Source organism: Amycolatopsis sp. NPDC004378, from assembly GCF_053602455.1.
The window spans coordinates 87618-110353 of the sequence record NZ_JBSGDR010000013.1; the positions used below are offsets into that span (position 1 = coordinate 87618).

The following is a 22736-nucleotide window of genomic DNA, read 5'->3' on the forward strand; positions in this document are numbered from 1 at the left end:
GCGTCAGAATCCGAGGTAGGCGTGGCGGAGGCCGTCGTCGGCCAGCAGTTCCGCCGCGGTGTCGACGGCGACGACCCGGCCCAGCGCGAGGACGTACCCGCGGTCGGCGATGGACAGCGCGCTGTGCGCGTTCTGCTCGACGAGCACCACGGTGAGCCCGGTCGAGGCCCGCAGGTCCCGCAGGATGCCCATGATCCGGGCGGTGATCAGCGGCGCGAGACCGAGCGACGGCTCGTCGAGCAGCAGCAGCTCGGGCCGGCTCATCAGCGCGCGGCCGATGGCCAGCATCTGCCGTTCGCCGCCGGACAGCGTCGCGGCGGGTTTCGCCGAACGTTCTTCCAGGGGCGGGAAAAGCTCGTAGACCTCCTTGCGGGCGGCCGCGCGGTCGGCGCGGTCGCGGCGCCACAGCGCGCCCAGCCGGAGGTTTTCGTCGACGGTCAGCTCGGTGATGACGCCGCCGCCCTCGGGCACGTGCGCGACCCCGCCGCGGGCGATGCGGTCCGGGGCCCGGCCGGTGAGGTCCGTGCCGTCCCAGGTGATCCGCCCGCCGCGCGCCGGCTGCAGGCCGCTGATCGCGCGCAGCAGCGTCGTCTTGCCGGCGCCGTTCGCGCCGAGCACGGCGGTGATCCCACCGCGCTCGACCTCGAGGCCGACGCCGTCGAGCGCGCGGACCGCGCCGTAGGCCACGGAAAGCCCGTCGATCTCAAGCACCGGGCACCTCCTCGGCGGGGTCGCCGAGGTAGGCCTCGGCCACGCGCGGGTCGGCCTGGATCTCCGCCGGGCTGCCGGCCGCGATCACCTCGCCGAAGTTGAGCACCACGACCCGGTCGCACACCTGCATGACCAGGTCCATGTGGTGCTCGACGAGCACGATCGCCATGTGCCGCCGCAGCGAAAGGATCAGCGTCGCCAGCTCGACGAGCTCGGCGGCCGAGAGCCCGCTCGCCGGTTCGTCGAGCAACAGCAGGTCCGGATCGGCCACCAGCGCCCGGGCCAGCGCGACGCGTTTCCGGACGCCGTAAGGCAGCACGCCCGGCAGCCGGTCCGCGAGGTCGGCGATCCCGAGCTCGCCGAGCGTCTCCCGGGCGCGAGCGGTCAGGTCGGCTTCGTCGCGCGCCGACCGGCCGGCGCCGACGAGCGCCGGGAGCACCCCGGTGCGAGCGTGCCGGCCCGCGCCGGCCAGCACGTTCTCGAGCACGGTCAGCCCGGCGAACAGGCCGAGGCCCTGCAGCGTCCGGACGATCCCGAGCCCGGCGAGGTGCTCCGGGCGCTGCCGCACGAGCGGCTCGCCCCGCCACAGCACGCGGCCGGACTGCGGCCGCACGAACCCGCAGATGACGTTGAACAGCGTGGTCTTCCCGGCGCCGTTGGGCCCGATGACCCCGACGACCGTGCCGGCGCCGACGCCGAGCCGGACGTCGTGCAGCGCGGTGAGCCCGCCGAAGCGCACGGTGAGGCCGTCGACCACCAGCAGGTCCTCGCCGGGAAGGGTCATCGATGACTCTCCTGTCTCACCATGCGGACAACGCCGTACCGCGCGGTCGGTATGAAGAGGGTGGGGTGCGAGGCCGGTCATGTCAAGGCGCGAAGCACCGGAACCGGGATCTTCGTACCCGGTCCGAAAATAACGCGAAGGCCGTGCGACGTGGAAAAGTCCTTACGCGACAAAGAAGGGCGGGTGCATCGCGCACCCGCCCTTCTTTCGCGTCCCGCCGCTCAGCCGGTACTGGCCTGCGGGGTGATCATCGACGAGGCGTCGATCTTCGTCTGGACGACGCCCAGCTGCTGCAGCAGGTCCGGCACCCGCTGGATGCGGCGGGCGTCCAGGGTGGACCCGAACTCGGGCATCACCATCAGGCTCGCGGTGTCCTGGTCCACCTTGGCGTTCCGGACGACGAGCGGCTCGATCCGCGCGCGGTCGACCGCCGCACGCGTGGCGTTGAGCATCGCGCGCTGGAACGCCGCCATCGTCTTCGGGTGGTCCTGGACCCACTTCGCCGTGGCGCCGAAGCCGGTGAGGGGGAAGCCCTGGGTGCTGCCGCTGGCGGCGTCGATGACCGGGTACGCACCGGCGGACCGGGCGGCCTGGGTGAGGAACGGTTCGGGCTGGTAGGCGGCGTCCACCCGGCCCTGGGCGAGCGCGGTTCCCATGTCCGGCAACGGCATCGGGACCCACTGGACCTTGTCGAACTCGACGCCGTGGTCACGCATCACCGAGCGGGTCAGCACGTCCGAAGCGGCGTTCTTCGAGCTGATGGCGATCCGCTTGCCGTCCAGGTCGTTCACCGTCTTCACCGGCGAGTTGGGCACGGTGACCAGCTCGTTGCTGCGCGGGCTGGCGGACGTGCCGTCGGCGACCAGCTTCAGGTCGGCGCCGTTGTTCTTGGCCAGGAAGAACAGCGTGTAGGTCGACATCGCGAGGTCGGCTTGACCGCTCGTCATGCGGGTAAGCGCTTCCTGCCCGCTCGCGGCCGTGTCGGCCTGGACGTCGAGGCCCTCGGCCTTGAAGTAGCCGCCGTCCTGGGCCAGCCAGAACGTGGCGAGGTCGACGGCGGAGAAGATCGCGACCCGGATGGCCGGCTTCTCGACGGCGCCGGCGCTGCCGGAGCCGCCCCGCTGGCTGCAGCCGCCCACCAGGGCCAGCACGAGAGCGAAGACGGCGAACCGGCGGATCGAGGCGCACCTGCGCATGCCACTCCTCGGGAAAGAATCATTTCGACCATGGAATCCGGCTTCTCGAGCCGTTAGTCGCCGGACTGTAGATGACGATTTCCCGGTCCGCAAACATCATGTCGAAAGCGCCGCCCGCGCCGCGGAACGGGTAAACCACCCACCAGGACGGGCTCACCAAGGGAAACAAACCCACGAGAAACCGGCACACAGTGTGATCGTCAGCCGCCATCCGGCGGAGTGCACTGCGGCGGATGACCCATCCGGAATCCGATCGCCGGAATGCGGCCGGCAGCGGAAAACGAATCCGTCGTAACAAAGCGGGACACCGCGGAGATTCTGGCGGCCGAGGAAAAGGGGCGGGACGATGAACGGATCTTGGAAATACCGGCCACCACTGCTGTCGCCGCGGTTCGCGCACGAAGCGGCGGTCGTCGGCGAGGACCTCTTCGTGCTCGGCGGCACCGACGGGAACGTCGGCTACAGCTCGGTCGAGACGCGCAAGGTGACCGGCAGCGGCAGTTGGCGGTACGTCAGCCCGATGCCGTTCCCGCGCGCCAACCACGCGGCGGGCGTCGTCGGCGGGTTCGTCCACGTCGCCGGCGGTCTCGGCCCCGGGGACGCCGCTGTCGACGCGGTCGACCGGTACGACCCCGTGCCGGACGAATGGAGTTCCGCGCCGTCCCTGCCCGTGCCGCTGGCCGCGGCCTCCGCGGCCGGGCTCGGCGGCCGGCTCTACGTCGCGGGCGGCGTGGTCGGGAACGCCGACGCCGACGAGCACGCCACGGACGCCGTGCTCGTGCTCGACCCGGAAGAGCCGCGGCCGCACTGGGTTCCGGTGGCGCCGATGCTCACGCCGCGGGCGCGGTTCCGGCTGGTCGCGACGGAAACGCACCTGTACGCCATCGGCGGGGTTGCCAGCCGGCGGCAGGACGCGCTCGACTCGGTGGAGCGGTATTCGCCCGGGCTGGACAAGTGGGAAGCCGTGGCGCCGATGCACAAGCGGCGCGGCGCGCCCGGGGCCGTGTTCGCGGGCGACCGGATCGTGGTGGTCGGCGGCGGGCCCGCACCGGTCGAGGACCCGGCCGCGCGCGAACGCACGAGCGAGGTCCTCGACCTCGGCACGGAAACGTGGTGCCTGCTGAGCTCGCTGCTCCCCCACGGCCGGGCGTCGCTGGCCTGCGCCGCCGGCGCACCGCACCGGGTGCTGGCGATCGGGGGCAGCGCCACCCTGTACGGCCAGCGCGTCACCGTGCCGGACGTGTTGTCGCTCAAGGTTTCCTGAGCGGTCCGGCAGAACGGGCGCGACGGACGCGGCGCCAGCCGGCACCCACGGGTCGCCGAGCGGCAGGAGCTGGTGTGGCGAAGCGGCGCAGGCCCGGCGTTGCCGCGCCGACGAGCAGCACCGCCACCACGCACAGCACCCCGCCGCCGACGAGGGCGGCCGTCCCCGACGTGACGCTCGCGGTCAGGCCCGCCCGCACGTTGCCGAGGTCCGGCCCGGCCTGGCCGACGATCTGCTCCGCCGCCGCGACCCGGCCGAGCAGCGCGTCCGGCGTGTTCAGCTGCACCAGGGCCCCGCGCGACACCACCGAAACCGTGTCCGCCGCCCCGGCCAGCACGAGGCAGCCGAGGCCGAGCCACGGATCCGGGGCCGCCCCGAACAACGCCAGCGCGCCACCCCAGGTCACCGATCCGGCGAGCATCACCAGGCCCGGCCGCGGCAGCCGGGTGAACGTCCCCGAGAACACCGAAGCCGCCACGCCGCCGACCGCGATCGCCGAGAGGAACAGGCCCAGCGTCCGCGGGTCGCCGGCGAACCGCTCGGCGTTGACCAGCGGGAACAGGCTGATCGGCATCGAGAGGACCGTCGCCGCGAGGTCGGTCAGCAGCGCGCCCCGGACGACCGGGGTCCGCACCAGGAACGCCAGCCCGTCGAGGATCCCGCCCAGCCCCGGCCGCGACGGCTCGCCGTCCGGGCGCATCGGCGGGAGGCCGAAGACGCCGTAGAACGCCAGCACGAACGTCAGTGCGTCGACCAGGTAGCAGCCGCCCACGCCGAGCCAGCCGAGCAGCAGCCCGCCGAGCGCCGGGCCGAGCAGCATCGAGCCCTGGAACGCGATCCGGTTCAGCGCCAGCCCCGCCGGGAGCTGCTCGGGCGCCAGCAGCCGCGGGATGAACGTCCGTGCCGCCGGGCCGCCGCCCGCGACGAAGCAGGACTGCGCGGCCACCAGTCCCAGCACGGCGAGCACCGGCACGCCACCGAGAAACCCCTGCACCGCCAGGAGAACCGAGCAAGCCGCCTGCCCGGTCGTGGCGGCGAGCGCGAACTTCCGGCGGTCGACGCGGTCGACGAGCGAGCCGGCGAACAACCCGAACACGATCACTGGCAGCGCCTGCGCGAGCCCGACGGCGCCGGTCCAGACGGTGCTCCGGGTCTGCTCCCAGACCTGGAACATGACGGCGACGAGCGTCATCTGCGAGCCGAAGCCCGAGAACACGCGGCCGAGCCACAGCCGCCGGAAGGCCGGCGACACCCGAAGCGGGGTCAGCTCGACGAAGGCGCGGCTCAGGGACACGCGCCGAATTGTAACAGCGCTTATATAACTCGGAACTCCAGCAGGGAACGCCCTTCGCTCACGTCCGTGACGCCGTCGAGCACCAGCCCGTGCGCCGACCCGAGGGCCTCGAGCTCGCCGACCCGGCGCTCCCGGCCGCCGAAGATGACCAACATCGCGAGATCCATCTCGGTGCGCCCGTGCCGCCCGCCGACCGGCTCGACGACGAGGATCCGGCCGTCCGGACGGGCCGCCTCGGCGCAACGGGCCAGCACGCGCCCGGCGGCGGCGTCGGCCCAGTTGTGCAGGATGTCGACCAGCAGGTAGGCGTCCGCGCCCGCCGGGAGCGGGTCGAAGAAGCTGCCCGGGATCGCCTCGGCCCGGTCGCCGAGCCCGTGGGCGGTGAAGGTCCGGGCGGCCGCCGCCGCGGTGGCTTCGAGGTCGACCAGCCGGCCGCGCATCCCCGGGTGGGCGCCCAGGATCGCGGCGAGCAGCCCGCCGGTGCCGCCGCCGACGTCGACGAGCGTGGCGAACCGGCCCCAGCCGTAGCCGGCCGCGAGCTGCGGGATCTCGGCGCGGAGCCGGTGTTCCATCTGCCGGTCGAACGACGCCCGCAGCGGCGGGTGCGCGTCGAGGTCGGCCCAGAACTCCCGGCCGTGGCGGCGGGCGTACCCTGCCTCGCCGGTCGTCACGCTGTGCAGGAGCTCGACGAACGCCAGCTCGGCGCGCCCGCCCGCGGTGTCCAGGTCCAGCAGCACGGTGGTCAGGGTGTCGCCGCAGAGGTGTTCGCCGTATTCCGTGGTCCGGTACCCGGTGGCCGTCCGCTCGAAGAACCCCAGCGTCGCCAGGTGCGCCAGCAGCAGGTCCAGCGGCACCGGCGCGACGCCCAGCTCCCCGGCCAGGTCTTCGGTCCGGACACCCTCGCCGCGCAGCCGGTCCGCCACGCCCAGCGTCACCGCCACCCGCAGCGCCATCGGTGTCGCCAAGCTCGCCATCCGCCGGACCGTGTCCGCGCCGTCACTCCCCATGACGACGATCCTGGCGTGGCCGGATTCCCTCCACAAGGGACGATCGGTGACCGGATGACCACTACCGGCAAAGGGAAGCGGATTGGAAGCCGGCTCGGGCACTATCTGCGGTATCCCGAACCTGAGGAGTCGAACCATGAACGCCCGTTTGGCCCAGGCCGTCATCGGCACGGCCTTCTTGGCCGTCCTCGTCTTCGCCCCCGCCGCCCAGGCGGCCGAGCCCCCGCCCCAGAACGGCCCGTCCATCGGCGTCGGTCCCTACATCGGCGACTCGAAGCCGTCGACCGCCGGCACCGCGAGCGCCGAGACGAGGTAGGCCGACCGCAGGACCGCGTCCCGCAGCAGCGCCGCGCTGTCGCGGGCCCGGGCCGGGGCGAGCACGAACCCCGCGTTCGTGTGCTCGCCCCAGCCCGTCATCACGTGCGGCTCGCCGAAGCCGCGGATCGGGCACGGCAACGGCGGCGCGACCGGCACGTGCGCGTCACTGGCCAGCAGGCTGACGTCGGCCCGCGGCGCCTGCTCCGGCACGGCCCGCGCGGCCCGGTCCGGCGGCCCCTGGTGGGCGACGACGAGTGCCCGCGGGACCCCCAGTCCCGCGGCCACCCGCCGCTGCGCCAGCCGGTAGGCGACCAGCGCGCCCAGGCCCGCCCCGAACAGCACGTGCGGGCGGGCGAGCACCTCGGCGAGTTCCGCGCACAGCGACTCGACGAGCAGCCACATGTCCCGGTACGGGCGCTCGTCGCGGCGTTCACCCCGGCCGGGCAGCTCGACGACGTGCACGGCGATCCGCGGATCGCGCCAGGCCCGGTAGCGGCCGGCGGTCTCCCCCGCGTCCGGGAAGCAGACGAAGAGCATGCGCTCGGTCTCGGCGTCCACCCGTTCCCTCCGTTCCCTCCGGTCCGGAGATAGGGTCGGGCACGGCACTTCCGTTCCGCTTCGGTCGGCCTTCTGGGGGCTCCTCGTGCGCTACCGCCTGCTCGGACCGGTCACGGTCCTCGGCGACGCGGGCGCCGTCCGGCCCGGTGGCCAGAAGCAGACGTCCGTGCTGGCCGCGCTGCTGCTCACGCCGAACCGCGTGGTGTCCGAGGACCGCCTGATCGACCTGACCTGGGGCGAGAACGCGCCGCCGAGCGTCCGCGGGCGGCTGCAGGTGCACATCTCGGAGCTGCGGAAGCTGCTCGGCCGCGACGTCATCGTCCGGCGCGCCCCCGGCTACGTGCTGGCGGCCGGGCCCGGTGAGCGGGACCTCGACGTGTTCGACGACGAGGTCGCGCGGGCGCGGGCGACGTCCGGGCCCGAAGCCGTCACGCACCTGCGGGCGGCCCTGGCCCTGTGGGACGGCGTCCCGCTCGGCGGGGTGAGCGACGCGCTGGCCGAGCACGAAGGCCCGGCGCTGGCCGAACGCCGGCTCGTCGTGCTGGAGGAGCTGTACGAGCAGGAGCTGGCTTCGGGACGGCACGGCCAGGTGGCCGGGGAGCTGCGCCGGCTCGTCGACGAGCACCCGTTCCGGGAGCGGCTGCGGGCCGCGCTGATGCTCGCACTGCACCGCTGCGGCCGCACCCCCGAAGCCCTGGAGACGTACACGCGGGCGCACGAACTGCTGGTCGACGAGCTCGGCATCGAACCCGGCCAGGCCCTGCAGGACCTGCGGCTGCGGATCCTGCGCGGCGAGGACGAGCCGGCGCCGGCCGCGGCCCCGGTCGTGCCGCGGCCCGCCGAGCTGCCCCTGGACGTCCGCGGGTTCACCGGCCGGGCGCCGGAGCTGGCCGCGCTCGACGAGCCCGGCGACGTCTGGGTGATCACGGGCACCGCCGGCGTCGGCAAGACCGCGCTGGCCGTGCACTGGGCCCACACCGCGCGGGCGCGCTTCCCCGACGGCGAGCTGTACGTCAACCTGCGCGGCTTCGACGCCGACGACGAGCCCCTGACGCCCGCCGCCGCGCTGGCCCAGCTGCTGCGCACCCTCGGCGTCGACCTCCGGGACGTGCCGCCGGGCCTCGACGACCAGGCCAAGCTCTACCGGTCGCTGCTGGCCGACCGGCAGGCCCTCGTCGTGCTGGACAACGCCCGCGACACCGCCCAGGTGCTGCCGCTGCTGCCGTCGTCGGGCCGGGTGCTGGTGACCAGCCGCCACCGGCTCGACGAGCTCGTCGCCCGGGTCGGCGCGCGGTCCCTCGGCCTGGCCCAGCTGCGGGAAGCCGACTCGCGGGCGCTGCTGACCACCCTGCTCGGCGAGCGCGCCACCGCCGAACCCGGCGCCGCGGACGAGCTGGCCCGGCTCTGCGGGCACCACCCGCTGGCCCTGCGGATCGCGGCGGCGAACACCGGGCTCGCGAGCCTCGGCGAGCTGGTCGAGGAGCTGCGCGGCGACCCGCTGGCGCAGCTCGGGTTCGACGGCGACGGGGAAAGTGCCGTCGCGAAGGCGTTTTCGGTGTCCTACCAGGCGTTGCCGCGCGGGCTGCGGCAGGCGTTCCGGCTGCTCGCGCTGGTGCCGGGCGCCGACTTCACGGCGGTCGCCGCGGCCGCGCTGCTGGACGTGCCGGTCGAGGACGCCACGCGGCGGCTGCGCGGGCTGACCGCGGCCAACCTCCTGGAGGCGCACGCGCCCCGCCGCTACCGCTTCCACGACCTCGCCCGGCGCTACGCCGAACGGTGCGTCCGCGCCGAAGAAGACGAGGCCGCCCGGGACCGGGGGTGGGAGCGGCTGTTCCTCGGCTACTGCGCGGCGGCCGACGCGGCGGTCGCGCTGCTCGGCGCGCGGATCGTCACGCTCCCCCGCGAAGACGCGCCGGCGCTGCCGAGTCCCGTCGCCTTCGCCGGCGCCGCGGAAGCCGTGGCCTGGCTGGACGTCGAGGTCCCGAACCTGTCGGCGGCGCTGCGGCTGGCAGCGGCGCGGGGGCCGTACCCCGCGGCCTGGTACCTCGCCGACGCGCTGCGGCGGTTCTTCCACGACCACGGCCGCCGCGCGGAGTGGCTCGAGCTCGCGCCGATCGTCCTGCGGGCGGCGCGGGAGCACGGCGCCCGGCCGGCCGAAGCGCTCGTGCACCTGTCCGTCGGCGGCGCGTACTTCCGCGAAGGCCAGCACGAGGCGGGCATCCGGCACTCGGAGAAGGCGGTGCTGGCCAGCCGGGCGTGCGGCTGGCGCGAATGCGAGGCGACGGCCGTCGCGAACCTGGGGTCGATGCTGGAGTGGACCGGCCGGCTGTCGGAGGCCGTCGAACACAGCCGGCGCGCGATCCAGCTGTTCCGCGAGCTGGCCAACGCCTCGGGCGAGGCGCTCGCGCTGAATTCGCTGAGCTGCCACTACCGGCAGCTGGGCCGGCTGGAGCAGGCCGAAGACTGCCTGCACGAGGCGGTCGCGCTGTGCCGCAAGGAGGACCTGCGGTTCTGGGAGGCCGCGAACCTCGCCGACCTCGGCTGGGTGCTGCTGGAAACCGGCCGGTTCGTGGAGGCGGCCGCGGTGCTCGACCAGTCCTTGGGCGAGTTCCAGGACCTCGGCTCGAGCTTCGGCGAGGCGACGGCGCTGACGGCGTCGAGCGCACTGCAGACCGCGCGCGGCGACCACGACCCGGCGGCGCGCACAGCGGAGACGGCCCTGGAGCGCGTCCGCCGCGATGGCGACCGCCAAGTGGAGGCGGCGGCGTTGATCGCACTGGGCCGCGCGTCGGAAGCGGGCGGCGACGTGGTGACGGCGGAGCGCGTGCTGAGCGAAGCACGGGAGCTGGCGGCGGAGTCCGGGCTGCGGGGCCAGCTCGCGGAGGCATCGGCCACGCTGGCCTGGGTACTCGCGGCGGTCGGCCGCGTCCCCGAAGCGGGAGACCACGCACGAGCGGCCCTCGACGCGGCCCGCGCGGGCGGCTACCGGCTGCTGGAGGCGCAGGCATTGTTGAGCTTGGCGGCGGTGGAAGACGCGGCGGGCCGCCCGATGCTGGCGGCCGGAACCGCCCGCGAGGCCCGTGGCCTCTACCGATCGGTCGGCCACGTCACGGGCGAAGCCGCGGCCGAGCGCTTCCTCGCCGACCTCGCCCGCCGCGCGACCGGCTGACCCGCGCCCGCCTCCGGCCGACCCGCCCGCCGCACCACCGGCCGAGCCGCGCCCGCCTCCGGCCGCCCCAGCCCGCCGCGCCACCAGCTGACCCGCGCCCGCCTCCGGCCGCCCCCGCCCGCCGCACCACCGGCCGACCCGCGCCCGCCTCCGGCCGCCCCATCGGACAGGACACCAGCGAAACCGCGGCCTTCCCAGCCGACCTCACTCGCCGCGCCACCGGCCGACCCGCGCCCGCCTCCGACCCATCGGCCTCCCCGTCGCACCACGGACCGACCCACGCCCGCCGACGACCTGTCGGCCGAGCCTCGCCTCGGGTTGAACCGTGGCCTTCAGGGCACACGGCGGGCCCCGGCGCGACATACTTATGCCATGCCCCGTCCGAAACACGTCCCCGCGAGCGATCTCCGGCTCCCGGACGCGCTGCAGCCGGGGCGGCCCAAGGGCGACCAGCTGCGCGAGATCCTCGAAAGCGTCGCGACCGAGGCCGGTCCCGGCCGGCTGATGCCGTCGGAGCGGTTCCTCGCGGAGCACTTCGGTGTCGCGCGCGGGACCGTGCGCCAGGAGATCAACCGCCTGGTCTCCGACGGTGTCCTCTACCGGCGGCACGGCACCGCGACGTTCACCTCGGAACGCTCGCCGGCGCACATCGACATGCTCACGTCGTTCACCGAGGACATGAAGGCCCGCGGCGTCGTCCCGAAGACGAAGGTGCTGCACGCCGAGGTCGAGTCGGCGCTGCCCCGCCTCGCCGGCCGCCTGAACGTCCCCCCGGGCGCTCGCGTGTTCCGGCTGGAGCGCCTGCGCTACGTCGACGACGAGCCGTTCGCGGTCGAGCGCACCAACCTGTCCGTCGACCGGTTCCCGGGCATCGAGCTGTTCGACTGGGAGACGCACTCGCTGCACCGCACGCTGGAGGAACGCTGGGGCGTCCACGCGGAGTGGAACGACACGGCGATCTCCGCGGTGCTCCCGAACAGCCACGACGCGGCGCTGCTCGGGATGCAGCCGAGCAAGCCGTGCCTGATCATCGAAGGCACGCTGCACGACCAGCGCGGCGGGGTCATCGAGGCGGGCCGCTCGCTGTACCGGGCGGACCGCTACACGGTCTTCACGCAGGCTCGGCGTAGTCCATCCTGAGCCGGTGCGCCCGGAGCAGCTTCAGGCAGTGCTCCACCAGGACGTCACCGGCGTCCGGCCCGAACAGCGTCACGTACGACTCGTAGACCCCGTCCCGGTGCCCCTCGGCGTCCGGCAGGTACCCGAGGTAACCATCGGTGTAGCCGATCACCCGCGTGTGCCGGAACGGGCTCCCGCGCCGGATCCGCAGCCCCAGTGACGCGAACAGCTCGAACGGCGTGTGCAGCCACGCGATCCCGCCCAGCGACACCACGCTGACCGGGACCTCGGCGCAGCCCGTCGGCCGCTCCGCCGCCGCCATCGCGGCCAGCATCGCGCACCCCTCGTAGCGGGTCTGCGCGATCCGGACCGAAGGGTGGTCTTCGCCGTGCTGGGTCAGCTCGCGCCGCAGCGCCCGTTCCGCCGTTTCCCGCAGGTCCACGCTGTCCTCCAGCGAAGGCACGTCGCGGTAGGGCAGGTGCAGGGCCGATCTCGACAGGCGGACCGGGCCGGACGCGTCCGCCGCGGTGGCCACCGCCAGCGTCCGCGCGATCGACGTCGCCAGGTGGCCGCCGAGCGTGCGGACCTCGTCGTGGTCGCGACCGCGCCGGACGAACCGGGAGCTCGCGTCGCCCGCCGCGCCCTGCAGGAACGCCGAGACCGGCTGGCCGATCAGGGCCGCCAGTTCTCGCCGCGTCGCGCCCGGCCAGTCCGCCGACCAGCGGAGGTTGTCCGGGCCGAGCACCGTCGGGTGGCTGGCGTAGTCGAACAGCAGCGCCGCCGGGGTGCCGTCGTCGCGGCGCAGCTCGAGCACGCCGAACGACGTGTCGTGCGGCCCGTCGGGCCGGTAGCGGTTGCCGCCGACCGCCTCCGTCGACCCCGCGTGCCAGCAGGCCCGGACCCGGCCGCGGCCGGCGCGCAGCCGCAGGGCCGCGCCGGCGACCGTCTCCGCCATCCGGCCGACCAGCCCGTCGTCTCGCTGCCCCGGCAGCCCCGGGTGCAGCGGGCCGGTCCAGCCCTCGGGCCCGGAATGCGTGTGCGACGCGCAGACCAGCACGCGCGCCGGGTCGATGCCGACCGCGGCGGCGACGGCGTCGGCCAGGGTGTGGGTGAGCCCGGCGTCGACCGCGAGCGCGTCCAGCGCCACCCACAGCACGCCGGGGTCGTCTTCGGTGGACAGCCAGATCAGGGAAGCTTCGAGTTCGTCGTGCGTGCCGGTCGCGACGCCGTGCCGGGCCAGGTACCCGCCGAGCGGGTGCCCGGGTCCCGGGGTGATCCGGACGTCTTGCGCGGCGAGCAGGAGGTCGGCGGTCACCAGGTCGATTCCAGGACGTCGACGACGCCGTCGCGGCCGGCGGCGCGCGCCACCCCCGCGAGCTCGGTGACGTCGTCGGTCGTGTGCAGCAGGACCTCCAGCAGCATCGGCAGGTTGAGCCCGGAAACGAGCTCGATGCGCGTGCGCCGGCCGGACGCGGCGGCGAGCGCGCGCACGGCGTTGAACGGCGAACCGCCGTGCAGGTCGGCGAGCACGAGCACTTCGGTGGCCTCGCCGAGCAGCGCGATCAGCCGGACGCCGAACTCCTCCGGGCTGTCGTGCGGGCTCAGCTCGCAGACCTTCAGCCGCGACTGCGGGCCGAGGATCATTTCGGCGGCTTCCCCCACGCCGGAAGGCAGGCGGCCGTGCCCGGCGAGAACGATCGGAACGGTCATGGCGGACTCCTAACCCTTCGCCGGGGCCGACGGCGCGAACCAGCCGAGCCACCCCAGGACGACCCCGGCGACGACGACGATGGCGATGACCCAGACCGGCCGCAGGCGGGCCTTCGCGGTCAGCAGGTACACCCCCGCGGTGACCAGCACCGGCAGCAGGAACGGGACGAGCTCGTCGAGCCGGTCCTGGATCGCCACGGCCTGGGTCACGGACTTGCCCTGGACCTCGGTGGTCTGCCGGTAGGTCAGCGTGGTGACGACCTTGACGATCGACGGGATGAACCCGCCGAGCACGACGAACCCGAGCACGGTCGCCCCCTGCGCGACGCGCGCGAGCGCGCCGGCGGCGAGGCGGCCGGCCAGCCGTTTCCCTTCGCGGTAGGCGAACCCGAACTGCCAGCGCCGCACCAGCGCGTACGGCACGAGCACCATCACGGCGGCGAACGCGGGGCCGACCCAGCTGCCCTGCAGCGCCCACGACGCGCCCATGGTGAAGATGATGCTGTTGTACAGCGCGAAGACCACGGTGTCGCCGATGCCGGCCATCGGCCCCATCAGCGCGACCTTCGTGCCGGCGGCCGACTTCGGGGTGCCGGCTTCTTCCAGCGCGACGCTCGAGCCGAGGATCAGCGGGCCGCCGACCAGCACGGAGGTGTTGAAGAACTGCAGGTGCCGCTGCAGCCCGGCGACGTAGTCGGCCTTGTCCGGGTAGAGCCGGCGCAGCACGGGTTCCATCGAGTACGCGAACCCGAGCGCCTGCATCCGCTCGTAGTTCCAGGAGATCTGGCTGGACCAGAAGTACCGGCGGAACACCCGGCGCAGGTCCTGCCTGGTCAGCCGTACGTCCACAGTGGACTCTTCGGCTGTTTCCGGGATCTCGATCGCCGGCTCGTCGCCCTTGAGCGTCACGAACAGCATCGCGACCGCGACACCGATCAGGGCGATGCCCAGCAGCGGCACGTGGAGGTAGGCGAACGCGACGAACCCGATCAGCAGCAGGTACCAGTACCGCGAAAGCTCCATCATGCCGAGCAGCAGCGCGAACCCGACGGCCGGCAGCAGCGCCCCGGCGAGCGTCATGCCCTGCACGAACCCCGCGGGGATGCTCGCGGTGATGTCCTTGACCAGGCCGCCGGAGGCGGCGAGCGCGGCGAGGAACGTCGGGATCGCGCGCACCGCCACCCACGGCACCAGGCTGACCCAGTGGATCATCGCCAGGCCGCGCGCGTTGCCGTCCGCGGCGTAGCCGTCGGCCCGGTGGACCAGCGCGGTGGTGATGATCTTGCCGACCGGGTCGAGCGCGGAGAGCAGGATCGCGGCCGGCAGCCCGACGCCCAGCCCGATCGCGACCTGCGCGGACGTGTCGCCGGCGGCGCCCGCGGCCAGCGCGGTGCCGACGATCGCGCCGGTCTGGTAGTCCGGGATGGTCGCGCCGCCGTAGGTGTAGACGCCGAGGGCGGCCAGCTCCAGCGTCGCGCCGATCAGCAGGCCGAGCAGCGGGTGCCCGACGATCAGCCCGGCGACCGAGCCGGCGATGAGCGGGCGCTGCGCGTAGATGAGGAACGGCCCGAGGCCGTCGTAGGTGCAGTAGATCGCCCAGAGGGTCAGGGCCAGCGCGACGAGCATGCGGGGCTACAGCCCTTTCCGGTCGAGCAACGGGACGAATTCGTGCGGCTTGTCGTGCGGCATCAGCTGCGTGACCAGCGGAACGCCGGTCGCGGCGAGCTTCCGGTAGGCGTCGGCCTCGTCCGCGGTGACCGCGATCGAGCGCGTCACCATGGTGTAGCCGGTCCCCGGCCGCGGCGCGACGTTCCCGACGTTGACCACCTGCGGCCGCGCCCCGCCTTCGACGAGCCGGAAGGCGTCGCCGGGGTGCTTCACGATGATCATGAGATCGGCCCCGGCGGGCACGTCGAGCGTCTCGGCGACGGTGAGCACCTCGGTCGGCAGCCCCCGGGCGGCCTGCGGCAGCAGCATCCGCTGCAGCTCGTCGGCGGCGACTTCGTCGTTGCAGACGACCAGCCGGCGCACCCCGAGCCGCCGGGTCCACGCAACGGTGACCTGCCCGTGAACAAGCCGGTTGTCGATCCGGACGTGTGCCCCCGCCACCATGGTTCTCCTCCCGGCCGGCAGGAGACAATCCTGGTTCGTACCAGTAGTTGTGTCAACACTGCCCGTGACCGGCTTTTTTCGTGCGACGGCTTCGCGCGGCCGACGGAAGGACCCCTCAGACCTTCCGTCGGCCCGCGAACGCGAAGCCCCCCTCGGTTACCCGGACCCTCCCATAAAGGTATATACCAGTATGGGCGTACGAGATCGACTGTCAAGACCTGCGCCGATGATCGGCACGGAAGATCATTTTCAATCGCTCGACCGAATTCACGACGACCGCCGCCGCGGAGGATTCCCTCCAAGCTGTCCGTTCTTGTCAGTGACAGCCCGCTCACCCGGCGCTTACCATCCCCAGTGGTCTAGACCGCACTTCTCGCCCACCGACGCACCGGGAAAGGCGGAACTTCCCCCCATGGCCGCGAGATCTGGCGCTTCGCCGCGCTCGGCACCGACCAGGCAGAGCGGCACCGTCCGGGCCCTCGGCAACTGCCTCTACGTCGCGAACGGCGGCACCGCGGACGGCACCCTCGTGCAGCTCCGGGACTGCAACGCCACCGGCGCGCAGACGTGGCAGGCGCGCTCCGACGGCACGCTGCTGAACCCGCGGTCGGGCATGTGCCTCGACGCGCCGGGCGGGTCCACCGGCTACGGCACCCGCCTGCAGGTCCGGACCTGCTCGGCGGCGGTCAACCAGCGCCGGCAACTCGCCGGATAAAAGGCGCAACCTGCCCGCGCCCCCGTCGTTAACCGCTTCGTCCGGCGCTGTCCGCCCTGCGTGCAGCGCCGGTACGCTGCGAAGCCGGGTCGTCACGGCTTCGCACCAGGGAGGGAAAGCAATGCCGGCCGTCACATCGAACATCGTCCCGCTCCGGCACGCGCGGCCGGGCGTCGTGGCGTACGTGAAGAGCCCGGCCGAGTGGTTCGTCTCGAACTCCGGCTGGATCCAGGGCAGCGAGGGTGTCGTGCTCATCGACACCTGCGGCACCGAACAGGCCACGCTGGAACTGGTGCGCGACGTCCGCAAGTACGCGGGCGAGCAGGAGCTGACCGTCGTCGTCACGCACGCGCACGGTGAGCACCACAACGGCGTCGGGGTCGCGCTGCGCGAAGGCGGCACGGCGCTGGCCGCGCCCGGCAGCGTCGACCTGGTCAAGGCCGGGCCGCAGACCTACGGCAACGTCTTCACCTACACGCAGTGGGGGGTGCTCGAGCCGCCGGAGCCCGAAGCGGTCCGCCCGGTCGTCGGCTGGCGGCGGCTCGACCTCGGCGACGCCGCGGCCGACGTCGTCGCGGTGCCCGGCGTCGCGCACACTTCCGGTGACCTCGTCGTGCACGAACCGCGTTCGGGCACGCTCTTCACCGGCGACCTGGTGTACATCGGCGACACACCACTGGCGGTGCACGGCTCGGTGCCCGGCTGGCTCGAGGCGCTCGACTGGCTGCAGGACACGTTCCGCCCGCGCACGCTGGTGCCGGGGCACGGCCCGGTGGCGACGCCGGGACACACCGCGCTGCACGGGATGCGCGTCTACCTGGAGTGGCTGCTGGAGGTGACCGAGCGGCAGACGGACTTCACGAAGCTGGCGCAGCAGGCCTCGCTGCGGTGGCCGACGTGGCGCAACCCGGAACGGCACATCGGGAACCTGATGCGCGCGTACGCCGACCAGCACGGCCGCAAGCTCGACGTCGACCTCGCGATCGACGCCGTCCTCGCGGCGGCGGGCGGCCGCATCGACCTCGACTGCCTGCTGGGCGGGGAGCCGGTGCGCCGCATCTCCTGAGCAATGGCCTGGATAATTTGCGATCACCGGCCTCGACGAGCGACAGCTGCGAAGCCAGGCCTACCTCAGGCTCGACCCGCCTGGAGCCGGACGATCTCCGGCGCCACCGGCGTGTCCCCGAGCCACGTGCACGCGGGCCCGCCGGTGCGCGCCGGGACCGGCTCGGCCTTCCCCACCACTTCGACGACCACCTCCGGCTGCCCGCAGGCGGCCAGTTCGAGCACGAGCAACGGCACGACGAACACACTGGCACGCATCCGCATGATCAGCTCACCCCGGTTGTCTCCACACTCCCACCGGGCACACGTTGCGGGCGGGCGACGGGTTCAGGGCGGTTCCCGCCGCCCTGAACACTCACGACCGCCACGCACGGGCCAGGTCATCATGGGGGTGTGCGGATCACGGCCTGGTGGCGCGGCATCAGCCCGCGACGGCGCCTGCTCATGGGCGGCGTCGCGGTGGTCGTCGTGGCCGTGCTCGTCGCGACCGCCGTCGCCACCACGCGGACCAGTGCCGCGCCGCAAGCCGGGACGCCCGACCAGGGCAAGCCCGGTCCCGTCCTGCTCGTCCCCGGCTACGGCGGCGGCCAAGGTGCGCTCAACGAGCTCGCCGCGCACATCCGCCAGTCCACCGGCCGCAGCACGCAAGTCCTCACCCTGGCCGGCGACGGTACCGGTGACCTGCTGGAACAGGTCGCCGTCCTGGCCGAAGCCGTCGAAGACGCGTACGCGAGCGGAGCGCCTTCGGTCGACGTCATCGGCTACTCCGCGGGTGGTGTCGTGGCCCGGCTGTGGGTGAGCCGCGACGGCGGGGACCACCAGGCCCGCCGGATCGTCACGCTCGGCGCGCCGATGCACGGCACCGGGCTCGCCGCCGCCGGCACCGCGCTCGACCCGGGTGCCTGTCCCGTCGCGTGCCGCCAGCTGGCGCCGGGCAGTTCGCTGCTGAAGGAGCTCGACCGGGTGCCGGTCCCCAAGACGCTGCCGTGGCTTTCGCTGTGGACCGAACGGGACGAGACGGTCACCCCGCCCGACTCCGCCCGGCTGGACGGCGCCGTCAACGTCGCGCTCCAGCAGGTCTGCCCCGGCAACCGGGCCGGCCACGGCGACCTGCCGACCGACCCGGCCGTCACCGGGCTCGTCCTGCAGGCCCTCGGCACGGCCCCGCTCGAAGCCCCGGCCGAATGCCTCAGCTCGTGACGTCCTTCGTCGCGAAGTTCGCCCACGCCGCCCCGAAGAACACGACGATGTAGCCGGCCTGCAGCAGCAGCCCGTGGTCGATGTTGCGCCACAGCACGGGATCCCGGAAGAAGTCGATCCACGACAGCCAGTAGTGCGTCGGCAGGTACGGCTTCACGGACGCGGCCGCGTCCAGGGTCTCCAGCACCGAACTGGTGATGAGCACGGCCAGCCCGCCCAGCGCGGCACCCAGCGCCGAGTCGGTCACCGTCGAGAGGAACACCGTGATCGCCGCGAACCCGAGCATCGACGCGACGACGTAGGACACCGCGCCCAGCAGCCGGAACCCCAGCCCGGACGACGTGAGCGACTGCCCCGACAGCGAGGTCACGCCGCTCGGCTGCCCGCTCGGCCCGGCGACGCCCGGCGCGCCGCCGGTGCCGAACAGGATCACCCCGAGCACCAGCGACGTCAGCACCACGATCACGATCGCCGCGGTCACGTACACGGCCAAAGCCACCATCTTGGCGCCGAGCAGGCGAGTCCGGCCGACGGGCCGCACCAGCAGGTAGCGCAGCGTCCCGCCGGACGCCTCGCCGGCGATCGAGTCGCCCGCGACGACCGCGACCGCGATCGGCAGGAACAACGGCAGGACGAGCGCGAGCGCGGCCGCCGGGAACAGTGCGCCGTCGCTCACGACGGCCGAGAGGAACGCCCCGCCCTGGCCGGGCGGCGGCGCGAAGTCGGCCGTCGCCAGGAAGACGCCGACGATCGCGGGCAGCAGGCAGAGCAGCAGCACGCTGACCCACACCCGCGGCCGCAGCGCGAGCTTCCGCAGTTCGACGGCGATCATCCGGCGGCTCCGAACCGGTCCGAGCCCGGACCCGTGACGTCGAGGACGACCTGTTCGAGCGTCCGCTGTTCGGCGTGGAGGGAGGCGACGCGCACGCCGGCTTCGACGAGCAGTGCGTTCAGGGCAGCCGGGTCGTCGTGCCGGATGACCAGGCGGTCGCCGTCGCGGGACTCGAGCTGCCCGTCCAGGACCGCGGCCGCCGCCGCGGGATCGGGCGTGGCGACGAGCACGCGGCCGGTCGCCGCGCGCAGCGTCGCCAGGTCCTCCTGCAGCACCAGCCGCCCGCGGTCGACGACGCCGACGCGCGTGCAGAGCTGCTCCACCTCGGCCAGCAGGTGGCTGGACAGGAACACCGTCGTGCCGCCCTCGTTCAGCTCGACGAGCAGCTCGCGGATCTCCTTGATGCCCTGCGGGTCGAGGCCGTTGGTCGGCTCGTCGAGGATCAGCAGCCGCGGCTTCCGCAGCAGCGCGCCCGCGAGCCCGAGCCGTTGCCGCATGCCGAGCGAGTACGCCTTCACCGGCCGCTGGTCGACGCCGCCCAGCCCGACCTGCTCCAGCGCCTCTTCGACGCGACGCCGCCGGGTGCGCCGCGCGCCACCGCGCCCGGCCGCGTCGAGCAGCGCGAGGTTCCGGCGGCCGGACAGGTGCGGGTACGCGGCCGGGCCCTCGACGAGCGCACCGACGTCCGGCAGCACCTCGGCGACCCGTTTCGGCACGGGCTTGCCGAGCACCTCGATCTCCCCGCCGGTCGCGTAGACCAGGCCGAGGAGCATCCGGACCAGGGTGGTCTTGCCCGAGCCGTTCGGGCCGAGGAAGCCGTAGCGGTCGCCTTCGCGGACCACCAGGTCGACCGCGTCGACGGCCAGGGTGCGGCCGTAGCGCTTGGTCAGCGCGTGCGTGACGATCATCGGGCGCCCCGCCGCAGGCGCGACAGCTCGTCCGCGACGGACTTGAGCACGTCCGCCGTGACGGTCCCGGCCAGCAGGTACGAGCGGCGCGACACCGACGAGCGGACGATCGCGAGCGACAACGGCGTGATCGACAGCTGCACCACCGTCCCGGCGGCCAGCCTGACCTGCACCGCACCGGCCTTCCCGGCGGCGTCGGCGGCCGCGTTCCCGACCGCGCGCGGCACCGCGGCCACGACGAAGGACGCCAGCCCGGTGCCGTAGAGCGCGGCGCCCTCGACCCCGCCGAAGTTCGACGACGCCACCGGCCGCCCGGCGAGCGTCGCCGGCAACGGCACCTCGCCCAGCGCGCCGAGCACGTTCGAGACGTCCGGGGCGCTCGCCACGGTGAACCCGGCGCCGGGCACCGGCCGTGGTGCCTCGACGACCGGCGTCGTCTGGTCGAGCTGCTGGAACTCGCTGACGAGGATCGGCGCCTGCTGCCCGCGGGCGGTCACCTCGACGCGCACCGCGAGCCCGGTCGCCGGGTCCGCCCAGACGTCGACCTGCCCGACCGTCGTGTCGGGATCGGCGGGCACGAGCCGGAACCCGGACGCGGCGACCCCGGCGACGTTCCGGCCCGGCAGCGCGCTCACCGGGTCGTTCTTCGCGGCCTGGACGACCCGCCGGGCCAGCTCCGGCGGCAGCAGGTCCCCGGCCCGCGGGAGCCGGACGCCCGGGTCGCCGATCAGCTCGGTCAGCGTGTGGTCGCCGTAGTCCCACGTGTATTCGCCGTCGGGCAGGCGGTAGACGTCGTGCTCGCCGGCGGTGCCGAGGATGTCGACGCGGTAGCGGTCGGGCCCGGCGTACCACGCGCGCATCGGCGTCCGCATGGAGAAGAGCGCGGTGACCGGGGTGAGGTTCGGCAGCTCCGGCAGGGCGAGCGAGCCGGCGCTTTCGGCGTACCCCTGGTACGGCCGTCCGGCCGACGCCAGGACGAGCGCACGCAGCCGGCCCGGATCGACCACCGTCCCGGCGGGCTCGAGCGCGGCGACGACCGAGGGAACGGACACGAGCACCGCGGCCACGGCGGCCACGACCGCCCACCGGCGCCGCTTCGCGTGCCGCACCACCGAGGGCGTCATCCGGCATCACCTCTCGCATCCTTTGTACGCCATGGCCGCGGGTCCGGGGCCAGGGTCGGCGGATGACGACGGCGGACCGAAGCCGTGCCGCGGGCCGCGGAAGTGACCTCGCCGTGACGGCTCGAGCGCTATTCTCGGGCCCAGAGCGAGCAGGGGGCAGGATGAGCACGACCGGTGAGGGCCCGGCCCGCAGCGAAGCCGAGATGATGATCGCCGAGGCCAAAAAGGCCTTCTGGGTGATGGTCGGCCTGCTGGCGCTGCTGTGGGCGATCCAGATCGTCAACGCGATCGGTGGCTACGACCTCAGCCGCGAGTTCGGCATCGAAACGCGCGACCCGGCGTCCCTGCCGGAGATCTTCACCGCGCCGCTGCTGCACTACGGCTGGGACCACATCGAAGCCAACTCGGGCCCCCTGTTCGTCTTCGGGTTCCTCGCCGCCTACCGCGGCGTGAAGAAGTGGCTCGGCGTCAGCCTGCTGATCGTCGTCGCGAGCGGGCTCGGCATCTGGTTCATCTCGCCCACCTCGGCCGTCACGGTCGGGGCCAGCGGCCTGGTCTTCGGCTACTTCGGCTACGTCATCGTGCGCGGGCTGTTCGACCGGCACCCGATCGACATCGTGATCGGGCTGGTGATGGCGTTGTGCTTCGCCTACACCTTCACGTCGCTGCTGCCGACCCAGGAGGGCGTCAGCTGGCAGGGTCACCTGTTCGGCTTCGCCGGCGGCATCATCGGCGGCTGGCTGTTCCGCGACCGCCGTCCGAAGGCGATCGCCTCGCCCGACGCGACGACCACGCTGCTGCCCAAGGACTCCTGAGCGTCACCCGAACGCGAAGACCGCCCGGACGAACTGGTCCGGGTCGAAGTCCATGGCCTGGTGCGCCTGGCCGTGCAGCGGGACGACGTCGGCGCCGGGGATGCGCTCCGCCACGGCTTCGGCGGCCAGCCGCAGGTAGGCGGGGCTTTCGGTGCCCGCGAACAGGCGGACCGGGATCTTGATCGCGCCCAGGTCGTCGCCGAATTCGACCGCCTCGACGACCTCGAGCTCCCGCGGGATCGTGTGCGCGGCGGCGACCCGGGCGCGCCAGACCGGCGTGCCGCGCATCGCCTCGACGTCCGCCGCGGGGAGCCGGAGCGCCTCCCGGAGGAAGATCTCCAGGACCTCCTCCGGGTCGCCGGCCGCACGCATGCGCTCACGCGCGTCCGGCCCGACGACGTGCTCCCCCGGCTTCGGCCTCGGCGGCTCGTAGGCCACGAGCCGCGAGACCGCGCCGGTGATCCGGACGGCTTCCAGCGAGCACAGCGCGCCGTAGGAGTGCGCGAGCAGGTAGACGTCACCCCCGGCGGCCTCCGCCACCGCCGCGATGTCTTCGGCTTCGCGCCGGATGCCGTACTCCGCGGCCTCGTCGCGGCTGAGCCCCCGCCCGCGGCGGTCGACGAGGTGGAGGCGGTACCGCGCGGCGAGCCGCTCGCGAACCACCGACCAGCGCGTGTGGTCCGCGCCGGTGCCGTGGACCAGGACCATCGGCGGACCGGCACCCAGCGTCTCGAAGCCGACGACCGTGCCGTCGGGCGACCTGACGGAACTCGACATGCCCCGAGGCTAGCGACGTCCGCGCCGTCTGGCAGCCGCTGTGAAGTCGCTGTGGATC

Annotated in this window: 23 protein-coding genes; 8 read left to right on the forward strand and 15 right to left on the reverse strand. The window is 73.7% G+C overall.

The window, feature by feature from the left end; all coding sequences use genetic code 11:
- Positions 1 to 3 precede the first annotated feature (3 nt).
- The 3 genes from ACWEN0_RS31635 to ACWEN0_RS31645 form a co-directional block, all read right to left on the reverse strand.
- Positions 4 to 711, reverse strand: coding sequence for an ABC transporter ATP-binding protein (locus ACWEN0_RS31635; RefSeq protein WP_451981782.1), 708 nt, complete (start codon positions 709 to 711; stop codon positions 4 to 6).
- Positions 704 to 1495, reverse strand: coding sequence for an ABC transporter ATP-binding protein (locus ACWEN0_RS31640; RefSeq protein WP_451981785.1), 792 nt, complete (start codon positions 1493 to 1495; stop codon positions 704 to 706). The genes ACWEN0_RS31635 and ACWEN0_RS31640 overlap by 8 nt, the downstream gene beginning before the upstream one ends.
- A gap of 221 nt (positions 1496 to 1716) precedes the next feature.
- Positions 1717 to 2691: an ABC transporter substrate-binding protein gene (locus ACWEN0_RS31645; RefSeq protein WP_451981788.1), complete on the reverse strand. Its 975-nt coding sequence runs from the start codon at positions 2689 to 2691 to the stop codon at positions 1717 to 1719.
- A gap of 346 nt (positions 2692 to 3037) precedes the next feature.
- On the opposite strand from ACWEN0_RS31645, the gene ACWEN0_RS31650 reads away from it, so the two are divergent.
- Entirely contained in the window at positions 3038 to 3955 is a 918-nt protein-coding gene (locus ACWEN0_RS31650) for a Kelch repeat-containing protein (protein WP_451981791.1), read from the forward strand.
- Here ACWEN0_RS31650 and ACWEN0_RS31655 read toward each other — a convergent pair.
- Entirely contained in the window at positions 3942 to 5249 is a 1308-nt protein-coding gene (locus ACWEN0_RS31655) for an MFS transporter (protein WP_451981794.1), read from the reverse strand. The two genes, ACWEN0_RS31650 and ACWEN0_RS31655, sit on opposite strands and share 14 nt — an antisense overlap.
- Before the next feature lie 20 nt (positions 5250 to 5269).
- A complete protein-coding gene (locus ACWEN0_RS31660) occupies positions 5270 to 6256 on the reverse strand; it encodes a methyltransferase (protein WP_451981797.1) in 987 nt (328 codons plus the stop codon).
- A 136-nt stretch (positions 6257 to 6392) separates the two neighbouring features.
- Here ACWEN0_RS31660 and ACWEN0_RS31665 point away from each other — a divergent pair, with 136 nt between their 5' ends.
- Entirely contained in the window at positions 6393 to 6572 is a 180-nt protein-coding gene (locus tag ACWEN0_RS31665) for a hypothetical protein (RefSeq protein WP_451981800.1), read from the forward strand.
- Here ACWEN0_RS31665 and ACWEN0_RS31670 read toward each other — a convergent pair.
- Positions 6515 to 7132, reverse strand: coding sequence for a thioesterase II family protein (locus tag ACWEN0_RS31670; RefSeq protein ID WP_451981803.1), 618 nt, complete (start codon positions 7130 to 7132; stop codon positions 6515 to 6517). The genes ACWEN0_RS31665 and ACWEN0_RS31670 overlap by 58 nt on opposite strands.
- Before the next feature lie 85 nt (positions 7133 to 7217).
- Here ACWEN0_RS31670 and ACWEN0_RS31675 point away from each other — a divergent pair, with 85 nt between their 5' ends.
- Positions 7218 to 10301: a BTAD domain-containing putative transcriptional regulator gene (locus ACWEN0_RS31675; protein ID WP_451981806.1), complete on the forward strand. Its 3084-nt coding sequence runs from the start codon at positions 7218 to 7220 to the stop codon at positions 10299 to 10301.
- A gap of 372 nt (positions 10302 to 10673) precedes the next feature.
- Entirely contained in the window at positions 10674 to 11441 is a 768-nt protein-coding gene (locus ACWEN0_RS31680) for a GntR family transcriptional regulator (protein WP_451981809.1), read from the forward strand.
- Here the strand turns inward: ACWEN0_RS31680 and ACWEN0_RS31685 are convergent.
- From ACWEN0_RS31685 to ACWEN0_RS31700, 4 genes are read right to left on the reverse strand one after another with little or no spacing between them, the layout of a single operon-like run.
- The gene (locus ACWEN0_RS31685) at positions 11413 to 12735 is read right to left on the reverse strand and encodes a hypothetical protein (protein WP_451981812.1); all 1323 of its coding nucleotides are present in this window, start codon (positions 12733 to 12735) and stop codon (positions 11413 to 11415) included. The two genes, ACWEN0_RS31680 and ACWEN0_RS31685, sit on opposite strands and share 29 nt — an antisense overlap.
- The gene (locus ACWEN0_RS31690) at positions 12732 to 13130 is read right to left on the reverse strand and encodes a PTS sugar transporter subunit IIA (RefSeq protein WP_451981815.1); all 399 of its coding nucleotides are present in this window, start codon (positions 13128 to 13130) and stop codon (positions 12732 to 12734) included. The genes ACWEN0_RS31685 and ACWEN0_RS31690 overlap by 4 nt, the downstream gene beginning before the upstream one ends.
- A gap of 9 nt (positions 13131 to 13139) precedes the next feature.
- The gene (locus ACWEN0_RS31695; protein ID WP_451981818.1) at positions 13140 to 14756 is read right to left on the reverse strand and encodes a PTS system mannose/fructose/sorbose family transporter subunit IID; all 1617 of its coding nucleotides are present in this window, start codon (positions 14754 to 14756) and stop codon (positions 13140 to 13142) included.
- A gap of 6 nt (positions 14757 to 14762) precedes the next feature.
- A complete protein-coding gene (locus tag ACWEN0_RS31700) occupies positions 14763 to 15242 on the reverse strand; it encodes a PTS sugar transporter subunit IIB (protein WP_451981821.1) in 480 nt (159 codons plus the stop codon).
- 412 nt (positions 15243 to 15654) lie between these two features.
- Here ACWEN0_RS31700 and ACWEN0_RS31705 point away from each other — a divergent pair, with 412 nt between their 5' ends.
- Complete coding sequence (locus ACWEN0_RS31705; protein WP_451981824.1) at positions 15655 to 15957, forward strand: RICIN domain-containing protein; 303 nt, start codon at positions 15655 to 15657, stop codon at positions 15955 to 15957.
- Positions 15958 to 16078: 121 nt separating this feature from the next.
- Complete coding sequence (locus ACWEN0_RS31710; RefSeq protein ID WP_451981827.1) at positions 16079 to 17023, forward strand: MBL fold metallo-hydrolase; 945 nt, start codon at positions 16079 to 16081, stop codon at positions 17021 to 17023.
- A gap of 65 nt (positions 17024 to 17088) precedes the next feature.
- Here ACWEN0_RS31710 and ACWEN0_RS31715 read toward each other — a convergent pair whose 3' ends face one another.
- On the reverse strand, positions 17089 to 17286 hold the full coding sequence (locus ACWEN0_RS31715; protein WP_451981830.1) for a hypothetical protein: 198 nt from the start codon (positions 17284 to 17286) through the stop codon (positions 17089 to 17091).
- Between the two features lie 129 nt (positions 17287 to 17415).
- On the opposite strand from ACWEN0_RS31715, the gene ACWEN0_RS31720 reads away from it, so the two are divergent.
- Positions 17416 to 18222, forward strand: coding sequence for an esterase/lipase family protein (locus ACWEN0_RS31720; RefSeq protein ID WP_451981833.1), 807 nt, complete (start codon positions 17416 to 17418; stop codon positions 18220 to 18222).
- Here ACWEN0_RS31720 and ACWEN0_RS31725 read toward each other — a convergent pair.
- Genes ACWEN0_RS31725 through ACWEN0_RS31735 form a run of 3 tightly spaced genes read right to left on the reverse strand, consistent with a single transcriptional unit; the run spans position 18212 to position 21086 of the window.
- The gene (locus tag ACWEN0_RS31725) at positions 18212 to 19054 is read right to left on the reverse strand and encodes an ABC transporter permease (RefSeq protein WP_451981836.1); all 843 of its coding nucleotides are present in this window, start codon (positions 19052 to 19054) and stop codon (positions 18212 to 18214) included. The two genes, ACWEN0_RS31720 and ACWEN0_RS31725, sit on opposite strands and share 11 nt — an antisense overlap.
- A complete protein-coding gene (locus tag ACWEN0_RS31730) occupies positions 19051 to 19962 on the reverse strand; it encodes an ABC transporter ATP-binding protein (protein ID WP_451981839.1) in 912 nt (303 codons plus the stop codon). The genes ACWEN0_RS31725 and ACWEN0_RS31730 overlap by 4 nt, the downstream gene beginning before the upstream one ends.
- Complete coding sequence (locus ACWEN0_RS31735) at positions 19959 to 21086, reverse strand: hypothetical protein (RefSeq protein ID WP_451981842.1); 1128 nt, start codon at positions 21084 to 21086, stop codon at positions 19959 to 19961. The genes ACWEN0_RS31730 and ACWEN0_RS31735 overlap by 4 nt, the downstream gene beginning before the upstream one ends.
- A 161-nt stretch (positions 21087 to 21247) precedes the next feature.
- Here ACWEN0_RS31735 and ACWEN0_RS31740 point away from each other — a divergent pair, with 161 nt between their 5' ends.
- Positions 21248 to 21901: a rhomboid family intramembrane serine protease gene (locus ACWEN0_RS31740; RefSeq protein ID WP_451981845.1), complete on the forward strand. Its 654-nt coding sequence runs from the start codon at positions 21248 to 21250 to the stop codon at positions 21899 to 21901.
- Positions 21902 to 21904: 3 nt separating this feature from the next.
- On the opposite strand, the gene ACWEN0_RS31745 is transcribed toward ACWEN0_RS31740, so the two are convergent.
- Entirely contained in the window at positions 21905 to 22678 is a 774-nt protein-coding gene (locus tag ACWEN0_RS31745) for an alpha/beta fold hydrolase (RefSeq protein ID WP_451981848.1), read from the reverse strand.
- Positions 22679 to 22736: the final 58 nt, after the last annotated feature.

Excerpts from the sequence above, each read along its gene's own strand:
- ACWEN0_RS31640 (WP_451981785.1), bottom strand. The coding sequence starts at position 1,495 with ATGACCCTTCCCGGCGAGGACCTGCTGGTGGTCGACGGCCTCACCGTG.
- ACWEN0_RS31645 (WP_451981788.1), bottom strand. The coding sequence starts at position 2,691 with ATGCGCAGGTGCGCCTCGATCCGCCGGTTCGCCGTCTTCGCTCTCGTG.
- ACWEN0_RS31650 (WP_451981791.1), top strand. The coding sequence starts at position 3,038 with ATGAACGGATCTTGGAAATACCGGCCACCACTGCTGTCGCCGCGGTTC.
- ACWEN0_RS31660 (WP_451981797.1), bottom strand. The coding sequence starts at position 6,256 with ATGGGGAGTGACGGCGCGGACACGGTCCGGCGGATGGCGAGCTTGGCG.
- ACWEN0_RS31665 (WP_451981800.1), top strand. The coding sequence starts at position 6,393 with ATGAACGCCCGTTTGGCCCAGGCCGTCATCGGCACGGCCTTCTTGGCC.
- ACWEN0_RS31680 (WP_451981809.1), top strand. The coding sequence starts at position 10,674 with ATGCCCCGTCCGAAACACGTCCCCGCGAGCGATCTCCGGCTCCCGGAC.
- ACWEN0_RS31690 (WP_451981815.1), bottom strand. The coding sequence starts at position 13,130 with ATGACCGTTCCGATCGTTCTCGCCGGGCACGGCCGCCTGCCTTCCGGC.
- ACWEN0_RS31695 (WP_451981818.1), bottom strand. The coding sequence starts at position 14,756 with ATGCTCGTCGCGCTGGCCCTGACCCTCTGGGCGATCTACTGCACCTAC.
- ACWEN0_RS31700 (WP_451981821.1), bottom strand. The coding sequence starts at position 15,242 with ATGGTGGCGGGGGCACACGTCCGGATCGACAACCGGCTTGTTCACGGG.
- ACWEN0_RS31705 (WP_451981824.1), top strand. The coding sequence starts at position 15,655 with ATGGCCGCGAGATCTGGCGCTTCGCCGCGCTCGGCACCGACCAGGCAG.
- ACWEN0_RS31710 (WP_451981827.1), top strand. The coding sequence starts at position 16,079 with ATGCCGGCCGTCACATCGAACATCGTCCCGCTCCGGCACGCGCGGCCG.
- ACWEN0_RS31715 (WP_451981830.1), bottom strand. The coding sequence starts at position 17,286 with ATGCGGATGCGTGCCAGTGTGTTCGTCGTGCCGTTGCTCGTGCTCGAA.
- ACWEN0_RS31725 (WP_451981836.1), bottom strand. The coding sequence starts at position 19,054 with ATGATCGCCGTCGAACTGCGGAAGCTCGCGCTGCGGCCGCGGGTGTGG.
- ACWEN0_RS31730 (WP_451981839.1), bottom strand. The coding sequence starts at position 19,962 with ATGATCGTCACGCACGCGCTGACCAAGCGCTACGGCCGCACCCTGGCC.
- ACWEN0_RS31735 (WP_451981842.1), bottom strand. The coding sequence starts at position 21,086 with ATGACGCCCTCGGTGGTGCGGCACGCGAAGCGGCGCCGGTGGGCGGTC.
- ACWEN0_RS31740 (WP_451981845.1), top strand. The coding sequence starts at position 21,248 with ATGAGCACGACCGGTGAGGGCCCGGCCCGCAGCGAAGCCGAGATGATG.
- ACWEN0_RS31745 (WP_451981848.1), bottom strand. The coding sequence starts at position 22,678 with ATGTCGAGTTCCGTCAGGTCGCCCGACGGCACGGTCGTCGGCTTCGAG.